We start from the raw sequence: 18,366 nt of genomic DNA, 5'->3' as shown, positions 1-18,366 counted from the left end.
AGCGCTGGCGTGTTTAGGCAGCGTCAAGCCGTTTGATCAGGGCGCCGCGTACGCGGATCGTTAGATTTCACGCAGTGCATCGCGGCGGAAACCGGGCATGTGCATATGCGCAAAAGTCATTTCCCGCCATGACAGGGGTTGGACAGCATCCATCTACTCGTTGGGAGGCGAGACCATGAACCGATCCGTGCCTGCAAACACCGTCAGTGTCTTTCGCCGTGCGCTAGTCGCGGGCGCACTGCTGTGCGCATGGCCGATGTGTTGTCTTGCGGACGGCTATGACTTCTACAGTAACTGGCCTACCCATGTGACGGCATCCGACGGTACGGATTTCGGGCTAGCCGTGCTTTATCAGTACGACGTCAACCAGTTCTCGCACGACAACGGAAAATTCGACGACGCCGGCACCAATCGTCGCCGTTACTTCGGCCTGTATCTGCGCAAGCCCGGTGTTTACGACGCGATCGCGCAGTACGACTTCCAGGCCAAGCAGTGGGCGGATGCCTTCGTGCGTTTCCGTAGCAGCGGTGTGATCGGTGAGGACGTGGGCAATTTTCGCTTTGGTTATTCCAAGACGCCCGTGGGTTTCGAAGGCGTAACCAGCAGCTCCGCCACCACCTTCATCGAAACCGCGCTACCCACGCAGGCAGTCTGGGAGGGGCGTCGTGCAGGGTTTGACTGGGCGCTGGTGCGGCCGCATTTCATCATCAACATAGGCGACTACTTCTGGCGCAAGGATTTCGACGGCAACAACCCGGGCCGCACCTGGGCCGGACGTGCGGCATGGATGCCACTCAATGCTCCCGGCAAGGTGCTGCATCTGGGCGTTTCCGCGTCGCGGGAGAAACTGGACTGGGCGGATGATGGAACGGTGCCACCGTCCGCACGGCTGCGCGCTCGTCCGGAGGATGGTCTATCGCCGGTTCGTCTGGTCGACTCGGGCAACCTGCCTTACAGCAAGAGCGTGAACCGCCAAGGTTTCGAATCATTATGGATCGAGGGGCCATGGTCGCTGCAGGGCGAGTACCTGAAGGCACAGGTCGACCGTTACCACGGCAAGCCCGACTATGACGCCAGCGGCTTCTATGTGTTTACGACCTGGACGCTGACCGGCGAGTCGCGTGCCTACAGCGATGGCAATGTCGCTGATCGCCGTTACAACGGCCGCGACCTGCAGGCCGTGCGGCCGACCCATGCGTGGGGTGCCGTGGAGTTAGCGGTGCGCTACAGCGAGTTGGACCTCAACGACGGGTCCATCACCGGCGGCAAGGAGCACGACTGGACGGCCGGCGCCAACTGGTACCTGGGCGAGCACCTGAAGCTGCAGACCAACTATGTGTGGGCTTTCAGTGACCGGGGAAATCTGAAGGTCGATCCGCACATTTTCGAAGTGCGCGCCCAGGTGTACTTCTGATGGATGTTGCTGGCGCTCCCGTGAGGGAGCGCCAGCAATGCGTGATCAATGCAGGCCGACTGTGTCGTGGGTGGCGTCGAAAATCTTTTGCGTGTCGTAGCCCACACCGTTCTTGAACACGTACGGCATGTGCTCGATGTCGGTGGTGGTCTTCGACGGATCGCCATCGATCACCACGAGATCGGCGCGCTTGCCCACCGCGAGCGTGCCCACCTCGGCATTGCGCCCGAGGTACTTCGCGCCGTTGTACGTAGCGATCTTTACCGCTTGCTCGAACGCGAAGCCGGCTTCGACCAGCAACTCGATTTGACGCTTGGATGAATAGCCTGGCACCACGCCGCCATAGCCGGTCGGGTCGGTGCCGGCAAGCAGCAGGCCGCCGGCGTCGGCGTATTGCTTCTCCATGCGGGCGAGCTTGAGGTAAGTCTCCGGCGTCATACGCCCCTTGCTGCTCTGCACCTTGTTCCAGGAAGCCTCGTACTGCGCGCGCACTTCAGGAAGCATCAGGTCCAGTGCGCCCTGAGGTGCCTTGGGGCGCCCGGGTACGAAGGTCTCGAAGACGGTCAGGGTGGAGGTGAGCGCCACATGGTGGTCGATCATGTCGCGCATCAGTGACTTCACTTCTGTGGAGTTCGCCTCGACTGCAGCAAGTGAATCGGACACGCCCGGGCTCTTGGGGCACTGATCCGGCTGCTTGTCCTTCACGAAATCGCTGGACACAAAGAATCCGTGCTCCAGATTGTCTATGCCCATGTCCACGGCTTCGCGATAAGTCACCGAACACAGGTGCGCTGTGACTTTGGCCTTGCGGGTATGCGCCGTATCGATCACGCGCTTCAATTCATCACGCGTGATCTGCATGTACGCCTTGTAGGAGGTGACACCTTCATCCGCCCAATAATTGACGGTGCGTTCGGCATCGTCGGGGCCGCTGAGTACGTGCACGGCGGGAATCGGCAGGCCGGGGCCGTTGAGGTAAGGGCCGGTCACGTCCATGTCCGGGCCGATCACCTTGCCTGCGTTGATGGCATCGCGCACGTTGATATCGGCATACGGCATCATCGAGCCCGCCGTGCGCATCGTGGTGGTGCCGCCCGCGAGATAGAGGCGCGGAAAGCTGTAGCTCATCTCGTTGTACTCGACGCCACCGGCTGGATAGAACATGTGCTCGTGCACCATCACAAAGCCTGGCATCAGGGTCTTGCCTTGAGCGTCGATGACCTTGGCGTTCTGCGGCACCTTTACTTTGCTGCTCCTGCCGAGCGCGGTGATGCGGCCCTTGTCGATCACCAGCGTCTGGTCGCGCATGGCCTTTGCGCCGGTACCGTCCACGACGGTGGCGTGGATGAAGGCGACCAGTGGCTGGTCGTAGGCAACGAAATCTTTGTCCGACGGCGGCTTGCTATCAGCCGCCGAAGCGGATGCCGTGACCTGCAGGCCAGCGAAGGCAAGGGTGAATAGCGTGCGTTTCAGCGTCATGGATGCTCCCCCATCTCAAACGTAGGGAGCATCCTGCCAGTCACGTTGCCGGACGATCAACCCGCTTCGAGCAGCGCCACCGTGCCCTGGCCGCCATCGGCGCAGATGCTGACGATGCCAAGCGTGCCAGCAGGCATCGCCGCGAGCTCTTTCACCGCCTGACTCAGGATGCGCGCGCCGGTGGCGCCGAATGGATGGCCGATGGCGAGGCTGCCGCCGTTGGGGTTCACGCGATCGCGTGGGAAGGGGCCGAAGTCGCGGTCCACGCCCGCTTTACGGGTAAGAAACTCGCGGCTTTCCAGTGCCGCCATATGGAACAGCACCTGCGCGGCGAACGCCTCGTGGATTTCCCACAGCGCCACATCGTCGTAGCGTAGTCCGTGCCGCGCCAGCAGCTTGGGAATGGCGAATGCGGGAGCCATCAGCAGACCTTCGATGCGGAAATCGACCGCGGCAATTTCCCAATCCACCAGCTTCACGCGCGGCACGTGCGAGGGAATGCGGCCAAGTCCTTTTTCACTGGCGACCCACAGACCAGCTGCGCCGTCAGTCAGCGGCGAAGAATTGCCCGCAGTCAGCGTGCCTTGGCCGCTGGTGCGGTCAAAGGTGGGTGGGAGCTTGGCGAGCTTCTCAAGCGAGGAGTCGGCTCGAGCAATGCTGTCGCGCCGGAACTCGCCGACGGGAATAACCAAGTCATCGAAGAAGCCGTTGTTCCACGCCGCTACCGTGTGCTGGTGGCTGGCCAGTGCCAAGGCGTCCTCGTCTTCGCGGCGCAGGTGCCAGTCCTTGGCGGTGATCTCGGTGTGCTCGCCCATGCTCAACCCCGTCGTGCGGTTCACGATGCCGGGGATATACAGACTGACATCGCCCAGTTTCAGCGACAGTGCGTGCGAAACCTTCTCGCCGAGCGAGCGGGCCTTCTGGAACTGGCGAATCCAATCGGACAGGCGCTGCGGCAAGCCCAACTGCACGCGGCTGAGGCTATCCACACCGCCCACCAAGGCGAGCTGCAGGCTGTCATCGTCCAGCATGCCGGCGGCTTCGATCATGCCGATCATGCTGGTGGAGCAGGCCATGATGGTGGAGAAGGCGGGAATGGTGGCCGGAGCACCGGCGTCCATCAGCACTTCACGCGCGATGTTGCTCCAGGTGAGGTTGGGCACCACCGTGCCCCAGGCGGCGAAATCGGGGCGCTGACCATCGGGCAGACTGGCCAGCATGCGTTGCACCACGGGCACCGATAACGCGATGGCGTCGTAGGAGGCGAGTGCGCCATCCACCTTGGCGAAGGGCGTGCGCAGGCCAGAGGCCAGCCAGACGGGACGACCGTAACGTGATTTCAGCGACATGGATGTGTCCTGACGATGCGGTTGAGGAAATCAGGCGGGGAAGTTTTGCCAGACCGCGCCCTCGGGCGCGCCACGGCCGAGCTTGTCCGGCGGCGGATCAGTAGCGGCTACGAATTCGAGCGACACAGAATTAATGCAGTAGCGCTGGTAACTCGGCGGCGGGCCGTCGTCGAACACGTGGCCCTGATGACTGCCGCAGCGTGCGCAGCGGATCTCCGTGCGCACCATGCCGTAGCTGGCATCGCGCACGTAATTGAGGTGTGTGTCGTCGAAGGGAGTAGTGAAGCTGGGCCAGCCGGTGCGGCTGTCGAACTTCGCGCCGGCCAGGAACAGCGGTAGGCCGCACAGGCGGCAGCCGTAAACGCCCGCGCGCTTCTCCGTCAGCAGTACGCCGCAGAACGGCGACTCGGTGCCATGGTCCAGCAGCACCTTACGCTCATCGGCGGTCAGCGTCGCGGCAAGGGCGTCGAATTGCTGCGGAGTAGGCGGGGACAGGTCGAAGGTAGAGCGATGGCTCACGGCGTGATCTCCTCGGCAACGACTCCGGGGCGGACGCCCGGGAGTCCTCATAGTCGGGGCGATTGCGCCCGGCTCAAGGGGCTATCGCTGGCGCTCGCGAGCTTCTTCCTCTTGCACTGTGAGCACCGACTCGGGGCGAGCCTCCAGTCGCGCCTTCGGTATCGGGTCGCCGCTTTCGTCCGATACCCCATAGGTGCCTTCGTCGATCTTCTCGAGGGCGCGCTGGATGTCGGCTACCCGCTGGTCGTCCACGTCGTGTTGCGCCTGGCGTACTTCTTCCTGCGCCAGGCTCTGCGCCTCGTCTTCGAACTCCTCCGCCTCGTCGCCGTGTTCTTCGGTGAAGGCACGCTTGCGCGCATTGACGTCGAGTTCGCCGCCCAGCACCTGCCGGCGTAGAGCCTCCAGGCGCTTGCGCTGTTGGGCGATGAATTCGGGGGTAAGGGCAGGGGCTGCGGACATGGGAAACGACTCCGTAAGAAAGGAATGCCCGGAGCTATCGCACATGGCTCGTTCGCGCGTGGTGAAGGGGCTGCGTGCTGACCCGCCAGGGCGGGTCAGCACGGTACGCTTACCAGCGATAGGCCACCTTGCCGTACACATAGGCGCCATTGAAGCCGAACGGCGAAAACACCGAGTACGGCAGTGTGCCATTGTTGTCGTTGGCTGGGATTACCCGATCGGGGTATGTGTTGAACACATTGTCGCCGCCGAGGGTGAAGGTCCAGCGGTCGAGGTTGTAGTTCACCGCAAAATCAAAGATCCATTTCGCGCCGAAGGTCTGATCCAGCGCAGCCGTGGTGGAGTTATAGGACACAAAGCTGCCATAACGCGTCGCTGTGCCGTTGAAACTCCAGTGGCCAAGGCTGTAGAGCTCGTTGAGGATGAGCTTACTGCGCGGCGTCGTATCGGCCAGCAGGCCGTACTGGTCGCGCCGGTCGATACGCTTGAGGTTCACGCCGAGCTGATTGAGGATGGCCGGATTGGCCTTGATGTCGGTGACCTTGTTCTTGTTGTAGTTGTAACTCAGTGTGCTCTGCAGCGTGCCGGCGTCACCGAAGTCGCTCAGGTAACTCGTCACCAGATCGATGCCGCGCGTACGCGTGTTTACCGCATTGGTGAAATAGGCGATGCCGCTGTAGTTGGTGGCAGTGACGCCGTTGGCCGCAAGGTAGGACTGCACCGTCGGCGAGGTCGTCGCCAGGTTGCTGGACAGGGTGATGCGGTTGTCGATGGTGATCTGGTAGATGTCTACGCTCAGGTTGAGCGCATCGACCGGGTTCCACACCGCGCCCAGCGTGTAGTTGTGTGACTTCTCCGGCTCCAGCGGTTGGGCGCCGAGCAAGGTGCCGATCTCGCTGTTCACGGGCACCAGGCCGGTATTGTAGATGCCGGCCGGCAGGTGCAGCGAATTGCCCGCACCGTAATAAAGTGAAGATGTGTACGAGTAATGCTGCTGCGCCAATGACGGCGCGCGGAAGCCGGTGGACGCACTGCCGCGCAGGGCGAAGCGATCGGTAAAGTCAAAGCGGCCCGCGAGCGCGCCGGACGTGGTGTTGCCGAAGTCGCTGTAATCCTCGTGGCGCAGGGACAGCGAGGTGCTAAAGCGATCGGTGAGGTTGGATTCGAGGCTGACATACTCAGCCACATCATGGCGGCTGTAGGAGCCCGCGTCAGTAGGTTGATACCCGCCGAAGCCCTGGGCGCCGCCGGAGACGCCCGACCTGCCGGTGTACCACGAGGTCAGGTCGCCCGCATCGATCGCATAGGTCTGGCGCAGGTACTCCGCGCCGAACGCCAGCGTCACCGGGTTGGGCAGCCAACTGGTCGAGAACTCCTTGGCGATGTCCACATCGAACGACTGCTGCGCCGCCTTGAGGATGCCGTCGTGAAACTCGGTGGGGCTGTAGCCGAAATCATGCAGGAAGGCGCGATTGACGCTGTTTTCCGTGGCGTACGACACACGGTTGCCGCCGTAGTTGCCGCTGATGTCCCAGCGCCAGCCGCTTTCTGTCTTGCCACGGATGCCCACCACCAGCGATCGATCGGTGGAATCGGCGTGCTCCAGCGGCAGGTAGCCGTTCGGGTAGAGCGACGGCACCGAGTTGCTGTTCGCCAGGTTGCGGAAGAACGCCGGTGAGGTGGTGTTGCGGTCACTGTAGTGGCCGAACGCGTAGAGCTGAACGTTGGGCGTGAGGTCGAACTGCGCGTTCACGAACAGGTTGTGGTCTTTCACCGCCGGGTCACCAAAGCGCTGCGTGGTCCCCTCCCAGGGGCGCGTGCGGTTGGGTTGCGAGCGATTGGTGTAATCCTGGTTGCCGTCCTGCAGCGTGAAACGGATCCAGCCCTTGTCATCGCTCAGTGGCAGCGCAAAGTTGGCCGAGCCCTGCCACTGGCGGCCGTCGCCTGCAGAGTATTGGCCACCGCTCAGGTCGACCTCGCCGCCTTGCGCGCCCTTCTTGAGCACGACGTTGATCACGCCGGCGATGGCGTCCGAACCGTATTGCGCGGACGCGCCATCACGCAGCACCTCGATGTGATCGATGGCACCGATGGGAATGGTGTTGAGGTCCACCGCTTGCGAACCGCGGCCGAGCACACCGTTGGTGAGCAGGATGGCGCCGGGATGCCAGCGCTTGCCATCCACCAGCACCAATACCTGGTCCGGCGACAGGCCGCGCAATTGGGCGGGGCGTTGCGAATCCGCGGTGTCGGACGCCGAAGGCCGCGGGAAGGTCAGTGACGGGATGATGCGGGCGAGTGCCGTGGTCAATTCCGTGGTGCCGGTCTGTTGCAGTGTCTGCGCCGAGACAACGTCAATCGGTGTGAGCGAGCTGCTCTCCGTCCGGTTGTCCGCACGCGTACCGGTGACAATCACGGTGCTGAGTTTCTTGGCGTTGTCAGTGGTCGGTGCAGGCGTCGCGTCCTGCGCGGAGGCCTGCGAAAGGATGGAAAGAAGCGCAACGGCGAGGATGCTTGGCGCGGCCTTAAGGCCGACGGCGTTCTTATGCATGTAGTGGGTTCCCCAGTCGAAAGAAGAGCAGTGACGCAATGCAGCAATTGCAGGCTAATAGCGTTTGTAAGTTCTAGTCAACAGCGGTATAGACGTCTAAACATGTCCAATGACTATTGGTTTTCAGCTCATAACCTCAGGGCATGAGCACCTCGGCCGCAGCAGGCCCGTTGGGCGAGTAGGGCGACAGCCAGGGGACAGTCAGAGGGGTGCCTGGCGTTGGGGTGATGGATGTCGCCTGGCGCTAGTTGCTGATTTCAAACGACTTCACGCGACATTGATGCTTGGCTGAACGACCCTATATTGTGCGGATCCCTGGACAGGGTGGATTGGTGGACCCCGTCCGGTTGGCAGGTACCTTCATTCAAGGCGGAACCCATGGCACGTAAGAAGTCGCTTCAGCTGTATCGGAACATTGGCATCATTGCGCACATCGATGCCGGTAAGACCACGACGACCGAGCGCATCCTGTACTACACGGGAAAGAAGCATCAGATCGTTGACGTGCATGACACCAAGGACGGCAAGGGTTCCACCACCACCGATTACCTGGAGCAGGAGCGCAAGCGCGGCATCACCATCCAGTCGGCGGCGGTGTCCACAGAGTGGAAGGGTCACCAGATCAACTTGATCGATACGCCAGGCCACGTGGACTTCACCATCGAGGTGAACCGTAGCCTGCGCGTGCTCGACGGCGCAGTCGTCGTGTTTGACGGCGTGGCGGGCGTGGAGCCGCAAACGGAAACCAACTGGCGTCTGGCTGACCAGTACAACGTGCCGCGCGTGTGCTACGTCAACAAGATGGACCGCACGGGCGCCAATTTCGAGCACTGCGTGAAAGGCATTCGCGAGCGCCTCGGCGCCAACGTACTGCTGTGCCAGGTGCCGCTGGGCAGCCATGACGAGTTCATTGGCATGGCCGACCTGGTGGCCGGCGTGGGCTATATCTGGAAGGGCGACGACAAGGACAGCCCCTGGGATACCGTGCCGCTCGATGAGATCGCCGGGCGTGTGACGTTCTCCGAGGCCGGTGACCAGGCCTGGGTCGCCAATCTGGCGAAGCTGCGCCAGGAAACGTTGGAATACGCCTTGGCGATGGATGACGAAGCCTTCGATCGCCTGATCGAAACGGGCGAGTTCGACCCTGAAAAGCTGAAGGAATGCATCCGCAAGGGCTGTGTGTCCGGCAAGCTGGTGCCGGTATTCTGCGGCTCCTCGTACCGCAACAAGGGCGTGCAGCAGTTGCTGGATGGCGTGATCGACTATATGCCGTATCCGGGCGAGAACGGCGGCATTGCGCTGGTTGACGAAGACGGTCACGTAACCGGCGAGCAAGGCGTAGTGGATGAAGCGCCGGCTCGCGTGTTGGCCTTCAAGGTGATCAACGACCAGTTCGGCACGCTTACCTTCTGCCGCGTTTACTCGGGCGTGGTCAGCAAGGGTGACACCTTGCTCAACGTGACGCGCGGCAAGAAGGAGCGCATTGGCCGCATCGTAGAGGTGCAGGCGAATGCCACCAAGGAAATCGACGAAGCACGCGCAGGCGATATCGTCGCTTTCGTTTCGCTCAAAGAAACGGAAACCGGAGACTCGCTGTCGGACCCGGCGCATCCTGCGCTGCTCGAACGCATGCGCTTCCCTGATCCGGTCATCAGCGTGTCGGTCGAGCCCAAGACCCGCAACGACGTCGATAAGCTGTCGTCGGCGCTCTACAAGATGGTCAAGGCCGACCCTTCATTGCGGCTGGAGATGGACAAGGAAACCGGGCAGACCGTGCTCAAGGGCATGGGCGAGCTGCATCTGGAAGTGACCATCGACCGCATGCGCACCGAGCTTGGCGTGGACGCGACGATGGGTAAGCCCAAGGTCAGCTTCCGCGAGGCCTTTGGTCGCACGGTCGAACATACCTATACGCACAAGAAGCAATCGGGCGGCTCCGGCCAGTTTGCCGAAGTCACCATGGTGTTCGAGCCGCTGGCGACCGGTGGCGGTGTCGTGTTCTCCGATGAGATTGTCGGTGGCCGCGTGCCACGCGAATACATTCCGGCAGTGGAGCACGCGGTAGATGTCGAGTCGCGCGAAGGCCAGGTGGCCGGCTACGAAGTGGTGGACTTCAAGGCGCGCCTGATCGACGGCAAGTACCACGACGTCGATTCGTCCGCGCTCGCGTTCGAGATAGCGACGCGCCAGTGTTTCCGCGAGGCCCAGCGGCTGAGCAAACCCAAGCTGCTTGAGCCGGTGATGCGGTTGGAAGTGTCGATGGAGCCCGATTACCTGGGCGACGTTATCGGCGACATCAATCGGCGACGTGGCACGGTGAATGAGCAAGGCCAACGTGGCACGCAGGCATTCGTGCAAGGCTTTGTGCCGTTGGCGGAAATGTTCGGCTACATCAACTTCCTGCGTTCGGCCACGCGAGGCCGTGGCACGTTCACCATGGAGTTTGACCACTACGAGGAAGTGCCCGCCAATCTGGTGGACACGTTAATGGAGAAAGAGGCGAAGTAATGCCTCAACGCTTACGCCGTGAGCCGTTTCGCGCTCACGGCGTGGTGTTCTACTCCGATCGGTAGGCCGCGCGGCAAGGGATGCTCAACAGCCATTCTGTGCCGCGTGGGTGCGCACGCCTCAGGGTCAGTTTGGCGCCCAGTCGCTGCGCACGTTCGCGCATGCCGACAATGCCCCAATGCCCGGCTTGTGCGGCGGAACGCACGATGGCTTCGTCCATGCCGGTGCCATCGTCGGTAATGCGTATACGCAACTGGTGCACTTGATGATCCACGTGGACCTCGACGTGTTTCGCCTGCGCGTGGAGAAAGGCATTGCGGATTGCTTCGCGGACGATGTCGATGATTTCGTCGCGTGCGCTGGGTAGCAATCTGCGTGGCTTGCCTTCTGCCGTGAGGCGGAAGGCTACGTGGGGATAGAGCGAGGCCAGATCCTCACCCACGGCGAGAATCGACTGCACCGGCTCATTGTCCTGCGGACCATCGCCACGCAAGGCGATAATCTTGCCGCGCCCCTCGATCACCATTTGCCGGGCCTGCTCGATGGCGGTATTCAACGCGTCTCCATGGGCCTGGTCGCGCACCGGGCGGGCCATCAGGGCTTGCAGTCGCAGTAGCAGGCCTTGCACACCCTGGAGCAGGGTGTCGTGGATTTCGCGCGCGATACGTTCGCGCTCGTTCATGCGTTCCATCAACTGCAGATGCACCCGGTCGGCGGCCAGGCGTGTGCGCCACAGGAAGAATGCGGCGATCAGCGTGACGATAACGACGATGCACAGCGCGTAAAACCAGCGTGCCTGATAGAACCATGGCGCAATGGTCAGGCGGGTTTCGGCGCCCTGCATGTTCCACACGCCATCGTCGTTGGCCGCGATCACGTGGAAGCGATAAGTGCCGGGAGCGAGGTTGGAATAGAACGCATCGCGGCGGTTGCCTGCGTCCTGCCAGCCCGCATCCACGCCATCCAGCCGATAACGGAAGCGCACGCGATCCGGTATGGCGAGGCTCGCCGCGCTGTACTGCACCTGCAGGTTGGTCGTGCCCTTGGGTAGGTCGATTTGACCGGCTGCAGCGTAGTGTCTGCCGTTGGCGATGACCGATGCGATATCGACGGGCGGCGGCAACAGGTTGCTGCCGAGTTCGTCGGGATCAATCCAGGCCGGGCCCTGATTGGTCAGGAACCACAGATGCTGAAGGTCATCCACGACAGCCGTCGGAACGACCGCGGCCTGCTTCGCGATGCCCGGCAACCCGTCGCGGTAGTCGAACAAGCGATAGGCCGGCGCGTGATCGGGCTGATCGAAGCTGGTGGCGGCCTCGGCTGCATCAAGGCGCAGTACGCCCTTGCCGGTGTTCAGCCAAATGTCTCCGCTGGACGTGCGCACGATGCCGGTAATGCCGCTGAACGCGTCGTTGTCGGCCACGGACATGGTCGCGATCGGGCCATCGCGCCATCGCGCCAGCCCGTGTTCGCCACCGATGAGTACGTCGCCGCTGCCGGCTTTGATCGAGGTGACCGTGCCCACGTGCAGACCGTTGGCGGCCGTGTAGAGCTGGGCGGAATGATCGTCAAGGCGCACCAGACGATCATCGGCGTAACCGATCCACAACGCGCCGCGGTTGTCGCTGGCAAGCGCCGTGGGCGTATCGTCGATCAATGCTCGCGTCGGAATGACCTGTTGCCACTGTCCCTGCCGGAGTCGATAAAGACCGTGTTCGGCGAGCGCGAGCCAGAGCTGATCCTGGTTGTCGAGCGCGAAGGCATTGACGCGTGTGAGGTCCGACGAAACCGGCCACTCGGTGCTGTCGATGGATTGTCCGTGCAGGCGATAGAGCTTGTTTCGGCCGACCATCCACAGGTCGCCGGCGTGGTTGAACTGCATGCCGCTGGTGTCGTGCAAATCGCTGCGCACGACCTTGTCGCCGTTGCCGTCGGAACGGTACAGCGTGCCGCCATTGGCAACCCACATCACGCCTGATGCATCGACGGCCATCGCGTAGTCGGCGGCCATGCCGAGCGGGACCTGTCCGGGCACCTGGAAACTGTTGCGATGGAAGCTGGCCAAGCCCATGTTCGTGCCGGCCCAGATCGTGCCTTCGGCGTCCTGCAGCAAGGGCACGGCGCGCTCGGAAACGAGTCCGCTGGCCTTGCCGATGACTTCGGCTAGATCCTGTGCGCGCAAGGAGCGGCCCGTGGCCAAGTGCTCCACATCGGCGACGCGATAGATGCCACCGCGATCGACCAGGGTGCCCCACAGGTTGCCGTAGCGATCGAACAGCAGGCGATTGGCCCAGGCAAAGTCTGTGTCACCCGGGCGTTCCGTGGCGGTGACGCTGGGGTGATCGGGCGTAAGGCCGGGCAGGGCGCGGGTGCCATGGTCGTGATCGGACAACCACAGCGTTCCATCCGGCGCCTGCGCCACGATGCCGTACTTGGCCATGCTCACATGGGTCGGCTGGAAACGATGTTCGCCGGGGCGAAGAAACATCAACGATTCGCCCGTGGTCACCCACAGCGTGCCGTCGCGCGCGGTGATGAGCCAATCGGCGCGATGTGAAGGGTAACCCCAGTCGGCACCTACGGTCCGCCACTGGCTGCCGTCAAAATGGGCAAGGCCACCTTCCGTTGCGGCCCAGACAGTCCCATCGCTCGTCTGCGCAAACGCCAACACCAAGCCGGGCGGGAAGTCCTTGCCGGGCGCGTATTGCCGGAGGTGTCCCGCCCGCAGCTCGCTCGCGCCGCCGTAATAAAAGCCGAGCCACAGCGAGCCATCGTGCAAGGAGCTCATCGCGGTGATGTCGTTGGAGCGGAAACGCTCGCCGTCAGCTGGCTGAAAGCGTTCGAAACGAAATCCATCGAAGCGGTATAGGCCGCTGCCAGTACCCAGCCAGAGGTAACCACCCTTGCTCTGCGACATGGCCCAGATATCGGCAGGCGTGCCGGTTTCCGTGGTCCACAGCCGGCGACGAAAGCCCGGTGAATCACTGGCATGGGCGGTGAGCAGCACGCTCGCCGTCAACAGCGCTGCGCCAAGATAGCGCGCAACGTGACGGACGAAGGCCGGCCATCCGAGCATCGTCATAGGTAGTCCATGTGAGCCTGGCCGGTGATATCCGGCGGCGATGCGTGCAGCATATCGCCACGGGACATGCAGCCATAGGTGTTGCGCGGCGAACACAGAATCACCCGATTGGGCATTGCTCAGCATGGTGTCGCGCCAGCTATAGTTCGAGCCGTTACCCCCGGCCGGTCTCCCCGCGCCTGCCGATGAGGTCCGCCCAGTCATACGTCGAGGGACCATATCGTGACAGTTGGTGCGACACGCATCCGGGTCCTGATCGCCGACGATCACCCGATCATGCGCGACGGCATCGTCGCGGCGATCGAGAGCGCACCCGACATGGACGTGGTGGGGCAGGCGGCTGACGGCGCGGAAGCCATCGTGCGCTACCGCGAACTGCGCCCGGACGTAGCGCTGGTCGATCTGCAGATGCCGGGCGTGGATGGCCTGCAAGCCATTTCAACGCTGGGCGCCGAGTTTCCGGACGCGCGGATCATCGTGCTCACGTCCTATCCCGGCGATGCCCGCGTGAAGCGCGCGTTGACGTTTGGCGCCAACGCCTATCTGCTGAAGACGGCCACGCGCGATGAAATCCTTGCCGGCATCCGTTCGGTCATGGGTGGGCGGCGCGTGATGGCGGTGGAAGTGGCGGGAGACATCGCCTCCCATGCATGGTCGGAAATGCTGAGTGATCGCGAGCTCAGCGTATTGCGGCTGGTAGCGACGGGCCATACCAACAAGCGTATCGCCGACATTCTTTGCGTCTCCGAAGACACGGTGAAGGCGCGACTGAAGAACATCATGACCAAGCTGGGCGCACTCGACCGCACACATGCGGTGACGTTGGCGCGCAATCGCGGCTTCTTCGACGGCTGATTCCGTCGCTCCCCTGTAACACGCAAGACACACTTTCCGCGTCACACGCGGCGTGGCTGCGTCTGCGTTTTCTTCCAAGGCATCAACTACCTGATCGGGTAGGCAAGATTTGCCGCGATTGGGATACCTAGTTGGCGCGTAATGGGAAGAATGTCAGTGGGCGGCGAGGGCACTCGCAGGCCCGACAGACCCCACCACTTCCGTCACGCGCGCATGGCTCTACGCAGGATACGGTTCGCCGCAGCCTGATGTGCCGCGCTCGACGGATTCATCGGGAGAGCCCGTGTGTCGATGATCGATCAACGTCCGGAGATCGACTCCGCCAAGCGCGTCTTTTCTGGCGGCATGGCGACGGCATCGGCTGCACTGGCGCTGCCCGTGATCGGGCGAGCGCGTCTTCCTATCCCTCACATGGAAAAATCAACATGAGCTCGATCACCACCAAAGACGGCACCGAGATCTACTACAAGGATTGGGGGCAGGGGCAGCCCGTCGTGTTCTCGCACGGTTGGCCGCTGTCCGCCGATGCGTGGGATGCGCAGATGTTCTTCCTCAGCTCGCAGGGCTTCCGCACCATCGCGCACGACCGTCGTGGCCATGGCCGCTCCAGTCAGCCCTGGAATGGCAACGACATGGACACCTATGCCGATGACCTCGCCGCGCTGATCGAGAAGCTGGACCTGAAGAACATCGTGCTGGTCGGCCATTCGACGGGTGGCGGCGAAGTGGCGCATTACATCGGCCGTCATGGCAACGCACGCGTCGCGAAGGCGGTGCTGATCGGTGCGGTGCCGCCGATCATGGTCAAGACAGCCAGCAATCCCGGTGGCCTGCCCATCGAGGTGTTCGACGACATTCGTGCAAAGACGCTGGCCGATCGCTCGCAATTCTTCAAGGACTTGTCCGGCCCATTCTTCGGCGCCAATCATCCGAACTCCAACGCTACCCAGGGCATGCGCGACTCGTTCTGGATGCAGGGCATGATGGGCGGCTTGAAGGGCCTGTATGACTGCATCAAGCAGTTCTCGGAAGTGGATTACACCGACGACCTGAAGAAGATCGAGGTGCCCACGCTGGTGATTCATGGCGACGACGACCAGATCGTGCCGATCGATCACGCAGGCCGTCTGTCCGCCAAGATCGTCAAGCACGCCACGCTCAAGGTTTATCCCGGCGCACCGCATGGCCTGACGGCCACGCACCAGGAGCAGGTCAACAAGGATCTGCTCGAGTTCATCCGTTCCTGACCCTCCCGAGGCGCGCCGGCAGCTTCAAGCCGGCGTGCCCTTTATTCGCATCCTGGAGTACTCCCATGTCCATCACCGCCACGCCGACCCCGGGCAAGCAACTGATCACCCCGACGGATCACACGCTGATCCTGATCGACTTCCAGTCGCAGATGTCGTTTGCCACGCACTCGATCGATCCCACCGTGTTGCGCAACAACGCGGCGCTGGTTGCGAACGCGGCGGCCAGCTTCAAGGTATCTACCATTTTGACCACGGTGGCCGAGAAGACCTTCTCCGGCCCGATGTATAGCGAGATCACCGATCCGTTCCCGGGCCAGGCGCTGCTGGATCGCACATCCATGAACACCTGGGAAGACGCTGCGGTGATCAAGCGCGTCAATGCGATCGGCAAGAGCCGTTTGGTGCTGGCTGGCCTGTGGACCTCGGTGTGCATCGTCGGCCCGGCGCTGTCGGCGCTGGATCAAGGCTTTGAGGTCTATGTGATTGCCGACGCGTGCGGCGACGTATCGGCCGAGGCACACAACCGCGCCATCGAACGCATGATTCAGGCGGGTGCTCGCCCGATGACGTCGCTGCAGTACCTGCTGGAACTCCAGCGCGACTGGGCACGCACCGAAAGCTACGACAGCACCACGGATATCGCCAGGCGCTTCGGCGGTTCCTATGGGCTTGGCATTACCTACGCCAAGAGCATGTTCGGGGCCCACGAAGGCTGATTGCCGGGCGCCTCTGGAGCATGGCCATGAAAATCTACGTGATCTCGCTAGCTGCCGGCGTATTGGTCGGCGTCATCTACGCCCTGTTGCAGGTCCGCTCGCCAGCGCCGCCCCTGGTGGCGCTGGTGGGTCTGTTGGGTATTTTGTGCGGAGAGCAGTTGCCTCCGTTGGTGAAGAGTGTCCTGCATCGCCAGGCTCAGCCGACCGCCTGGCTGCGCGAGCAGGTCAAGCCGCATATGTGCGGTGAACTGCCCACGGCTCACCATGCCGCGCGCAAGAGCGACTCCACGGAGCAGAAGTCATGACCGCCGGCGACAACACACCCGATCTGATTCTTCATGGTGGACGCATCACCACGCTTGATCGCGGACTGCCCGAGGCACAGGCGGTGGCTATCGCCGATGGCCGCTTCGTGTCCGTGGGGCGCGATGCCGAGGTCATGCCGCTGGCGGGGCCGCGCACGCGCGTGATCGACCTCAAAGGTCAACGCGTTTTGCCGGGCTTGATCGACAATCACCTGCACATCATCCGCGGTGGCCTCAATTACAACCTGGAGTTGCGCTGGGATGGCGTGCGCTCGCTCGCCGACGCCATGGCCATGCTCAAGCAGCAAGTGGCGATTACGCCGGCACCGCAATGGGTGCGCGTGGTGGGTGGCTTCACCGAGCATCAGTTTGCCGAGAAGCGGCTGCCGACCATCGACGAACTCAACACTATTGCACCGGATACGCCGGTGTTCCTGCTGCACCTGTACGACCGCGCCATCCTCAACGGTGCGGCCCTGCGTGCGGTGGGCTATACCAAGGACACGCCGGAGCCGCCGGGCGGGCAGATCATGCGCGATGGCGCCGGCAATCCCACCGGCCTGCTGCTGGCCAAGCCGAACGCTGCGATCCTGTATGCGACGTTGGCGAAAGGGCCGAAACTGCCGTTCGACTACCAGCTCAACTCCACGCGCCACTTCATGCGCGAGCTGAATCGCCTGGGCGTCACTGGCGCCATCGATGCGGGTGGCGGCTTCCAGAATTACCCCGACGACTACGCCGTCATCGAGAAGCTCGCGGCAGAAAACCAGCTGACCATTCGCCTCGCCTACAACCTGTTCACGCAGAAGCCGAAGCAGGAGAAGGAAGACTTTCTCAACTGGACGAGTAGTTCGAAGTACAAGCAGGGCGACGATTACTTTCGCCACAATGGCGCGGGTGAAATGCTGGTGTTTTCGGCAGCGGACTTCGAGGACTTCCGTCAGCCACGCCCGGACATGCCGCCGCAGATGGAAGGTGAGCTGGAAGAGGTCGTGCGTGTGCTGGCGGAAAATCGTTGGCCTTGGCGCATGCATGCCACCTATGATGAAACGATCAGCCGCTCGTTGGATGTGTTCGAGAAGGTCAATCGCGACATCCCGCTGCAGGGACTCAACTGGTTCTTCGACCACGCGGAAACCATTTCCGAGCGCTCTATCGACCGCATTGCCGCGCTGGGCGGCGGCGTGGCAGTGCAGCATCGCATGGCGTATCAGGGCGAGTACTTCGTCGAGCGTTATGGCCCGGCCGCCGCGCAGGCAACGCCACCGGTGAAGCGCATGTTGGAAAGGGGCTTGCGCACCTCGGCGGGCACCGATGCCACGCGTGTGGCGTCGTACAACCCGTGGGTGTCGCTGTCCTGGCTGGTGACTGGCAAAACGGTTGGCGGACTGAGCTTGTATCCACGCAGCAACTGCCTTGATCGCGAGACGGCGCTGCGCATGTGGACCGAGAACGTCACGTGGTTCTCCAATGAGGAGGGCAAGAAGGGCCAGATCAAAGCGGGGCAGCTCGCCGACCTGATCGTGCCCGATCGCGACTTCTTTGCTTGCCCCGAAGCGGATATCGCCGACACCACCTCGGTGCTCACCATCGTCGGTGGCCGCGTGGTTTACGGCAGCGGCGGTTTCTCTTCGTTCGAGGATGTGACCGTACCGCCGGCGATGCCCGAGTGGTCGCCGGTGCGGACCTATGGCGGATACGGTGCCTGGGCGCAGCGGCGAAACGTGGCGCCGGCCGTGCCGGTCGCAGCTTGCGCCTGCAATCACGGGTGCTCGGTGCATGGTCACGATCACGTCGGTGCGTGGTCGAGTCGTTTGCCGGTATCGGACCTCAAGTCGTTCTGGGGCGCACTGGGTTGCGCGTGCTGGGCGGTGTGACC

The 18,366-nt window shown here is 62.7% G+C and carries 14 protein-coding genes; 8 read left to right on the top strand and 6 right to left on the bottom strand.

Translation table 11 applies throughout. The features are described 5' to 3' along the window. Window positions 1-175: 175 nt before the first annotated feature. Window positions 176-1,414 (top strand): porin, encoded by a 1,239-nt coding sequence (locus DyAD56_RS20370; protein ID WP_102304663.1) that lies wholly within the window; start codon window positions 176-178, stop codon window positions 1,412-1,414. Window positions 1,415-1,459: 45 nt separating this feature from the next. Here the strand turns inward: DyAD56_RS20370 and DyAD56_RS20365 are convergent, their stop codons facing one another. The 5 genes from DyAD56_RS20365 to DyAD56_RS20345 form a co-directional block, all read right to left on the bottom strand. Continuing rightward, entirely contained in the window at window positions 1,460-2,893 is a 1,434-nt protein-coding gene (locus DyAD56_RS20365; RefSeq protein WP_102304662.1) for an amidohydrolase family protein, read from the bottom strand. 56 nt (window positions 2,894-2,949) lie between these two features. Beyond that, the gene (locus DyAD56_RS20360; protein ID WP_102304661.1) at window positions 2,950-4,242 is read right to left on the bottom strand and encodes an acetyl-CoA C-acyltransferase; all 1,293 of its coding nucleotides are present in this window, start codon (window positions 4,240-4,242) and stop codon (window positions 2,950-2,952) included. Window positions 4,243-4,272: 30 nt separating this feature from the next. Next, window positions 4,273-4,761 carry a peptide-methionine (R)-S-oxide reductase MsrB gene (gene msrB, locus DyAD56_RS20355; protein WP_233202774.1) on the bottom strand — a complete coding sequence of 163 codons (489 nt, stop codon included), beginning with the start codon at window positions 4,759-4,761 and terminating at the stop codon, window positions 4,273-4,275. Window positions 4,762-4,842: 81 nt separating this feature from the next. Next, window positions 4,843-5,220, bottom strand: coding sequence for a conjugal transfer protein TraR (locus tag DyAD56_RS20350; protein WP_102304659.1), 378 nt, complete (start codon window positions 5,218-5,220; stop codon window positions 4,843-4,845). Window positions 5,221-5,329: 109 nt separating this feature from the next. Then, window positions 5,330-7,771, bottom strand: coding sequence for a TonB-dependent receptor (locus DyAD56_RS20345; protein WP_102304658.1), 2,442 nt, complete (start codon window positions 7,769-7,771; stop codon window positions 5,330-5,332). A 378-nt stretch (window positions 7,772-8,149) separates the two neighbouring features. Between DyAD56_RS20345 and fusA the strand changes: the two genes are divergently transcribed. After that, the gene (fusA, locus tag DyAD56_RS20340) at window positions 8,150-10,279 is read left to right on the top strand and encodes an elongation factor G (RefSeq protein ID WP_102304657.1); all 2,130 of its coding nucleotides are present in this window, start codon (window positions 8,150-8,152) and stop codon (window positions 10,277-10,279) included. A 49-nt stretch (window positions 10,280-10,328) separates the two neighbouring features. Here the strand turns inward: fusA and DyAD56_RS20335 are convergent, their stop codons facing one another. Continuing rightward, entirely contained in the window at window positions 10,329-13,361 is a 3,033-nt protein-coding gene (locus DyAD56_RS20335; RefSeq protein ID WP_158241409.1) for a sensor histidine kinase, read from the bottom strand. A gap of 222 nt (window positions 13,362-13,583) precedes the next feature. Between DyAD56_RS20335 and DyAD56_RS20330 the strand changes: the two genes are divergently transcribed. The 6 genes from DyAD56_RS20330 to DyAD56_RS20310 all read left to right on the top strand — a co-directional run bounded on the left by DyAD56_RS20330 (window position 13,584) and on the right by DyAD56_RS20310 (window position 18,364). After that, window positions 13,584-14,216: a response regulator transcription factor gene (locus DyAD56_RS20330; RefSeq protein WP_102304655.1), complete on the top strand. Its 633-nt coding sequence runs from the start codon at window positions 13,584-13,586 to the stop codon at window positions 14,214-14,216. Window positions 14,217-14,501: 285 nt separating this feature from the next. Then, window positions 14,502-14,645, top strand: a complete 144-nt coding sequence (locus tag DyAD56_RS23995) for a hypothetical protein (protein ID WP_158241408.1) — start codon at window positions 14,502-14,504, stop codon at window positions 14,643-14,645. Further along, window positions 14,642-15,463 carry an alpha/beta hydrolase gene (locus tag DyAD56_RS20325; RefSeq protein ID WP_102304654.1) on the top strand — a complete coding sequence of 274 codons (822 nt, stop codon included), beginning with the start codon at window positions 14,642-14,644 and terminating at the stop codon, window positions 15,461-15,463. Before DyAD56_RS23995 ends, DyAD56_RS20325 begins: the two co-directional genes overlap by 4 nt. Window positions 15,464-15,528: 65 nt before the next feature. After that, window positions 15,529-16,182 (top strand): hydrolase, encoded by a 654-nt coding sequence (locus DyAD56_RS20320; RefSeq protein ID WP_102304653.1) that lies wholly within the window; start codon window positions 15,529-15,531, stop codon window positions 16,180-16,182. A 26-nt stretch (window positions 16,183-16,208) separates the two neighbouring features. Continuing rightward, window positions 16,209-16,487: a XapX domain-containing protein gene (locus DyAD56_RS20315; protein WP_102304652.1), complete on the top strand. Its 279-nt coding sequence runs from the start codon at window positions 16,209-16,211 to the stop codon at window positions 16,485-16,487. After that, window positions 16,484-18,364, top strand: coding sequence for an amidohydrolase (locus DyAD56_RS20310; protein WP_102304651.1), 1,881 nt, complete (start codon window positions 16,484-16,486; stop codon window positions 18,362-18,364). Before DyAD56_RS20315 ends, DyAD56_RS20310 begins: the two co-directional genes overlap by 4 nt. Window positions 18,365-18,366: the final 2 nt, after the last annotated feature.

The organism is Dyella sp. AD56 (assembly GCF_002878475.1).
In the GTDB taxonomy this organism is placed as follows: domain Bacteria; phylum Pseudomonadota; class Gammaproteobacteria; order Xanthomonadales; family Rhodanobacteraceae; genus Dyella.
Note: the sequence above shows the minus strand (reverse complement) of the source record. Positions and strands in the feature narration are given on the sequence as shown.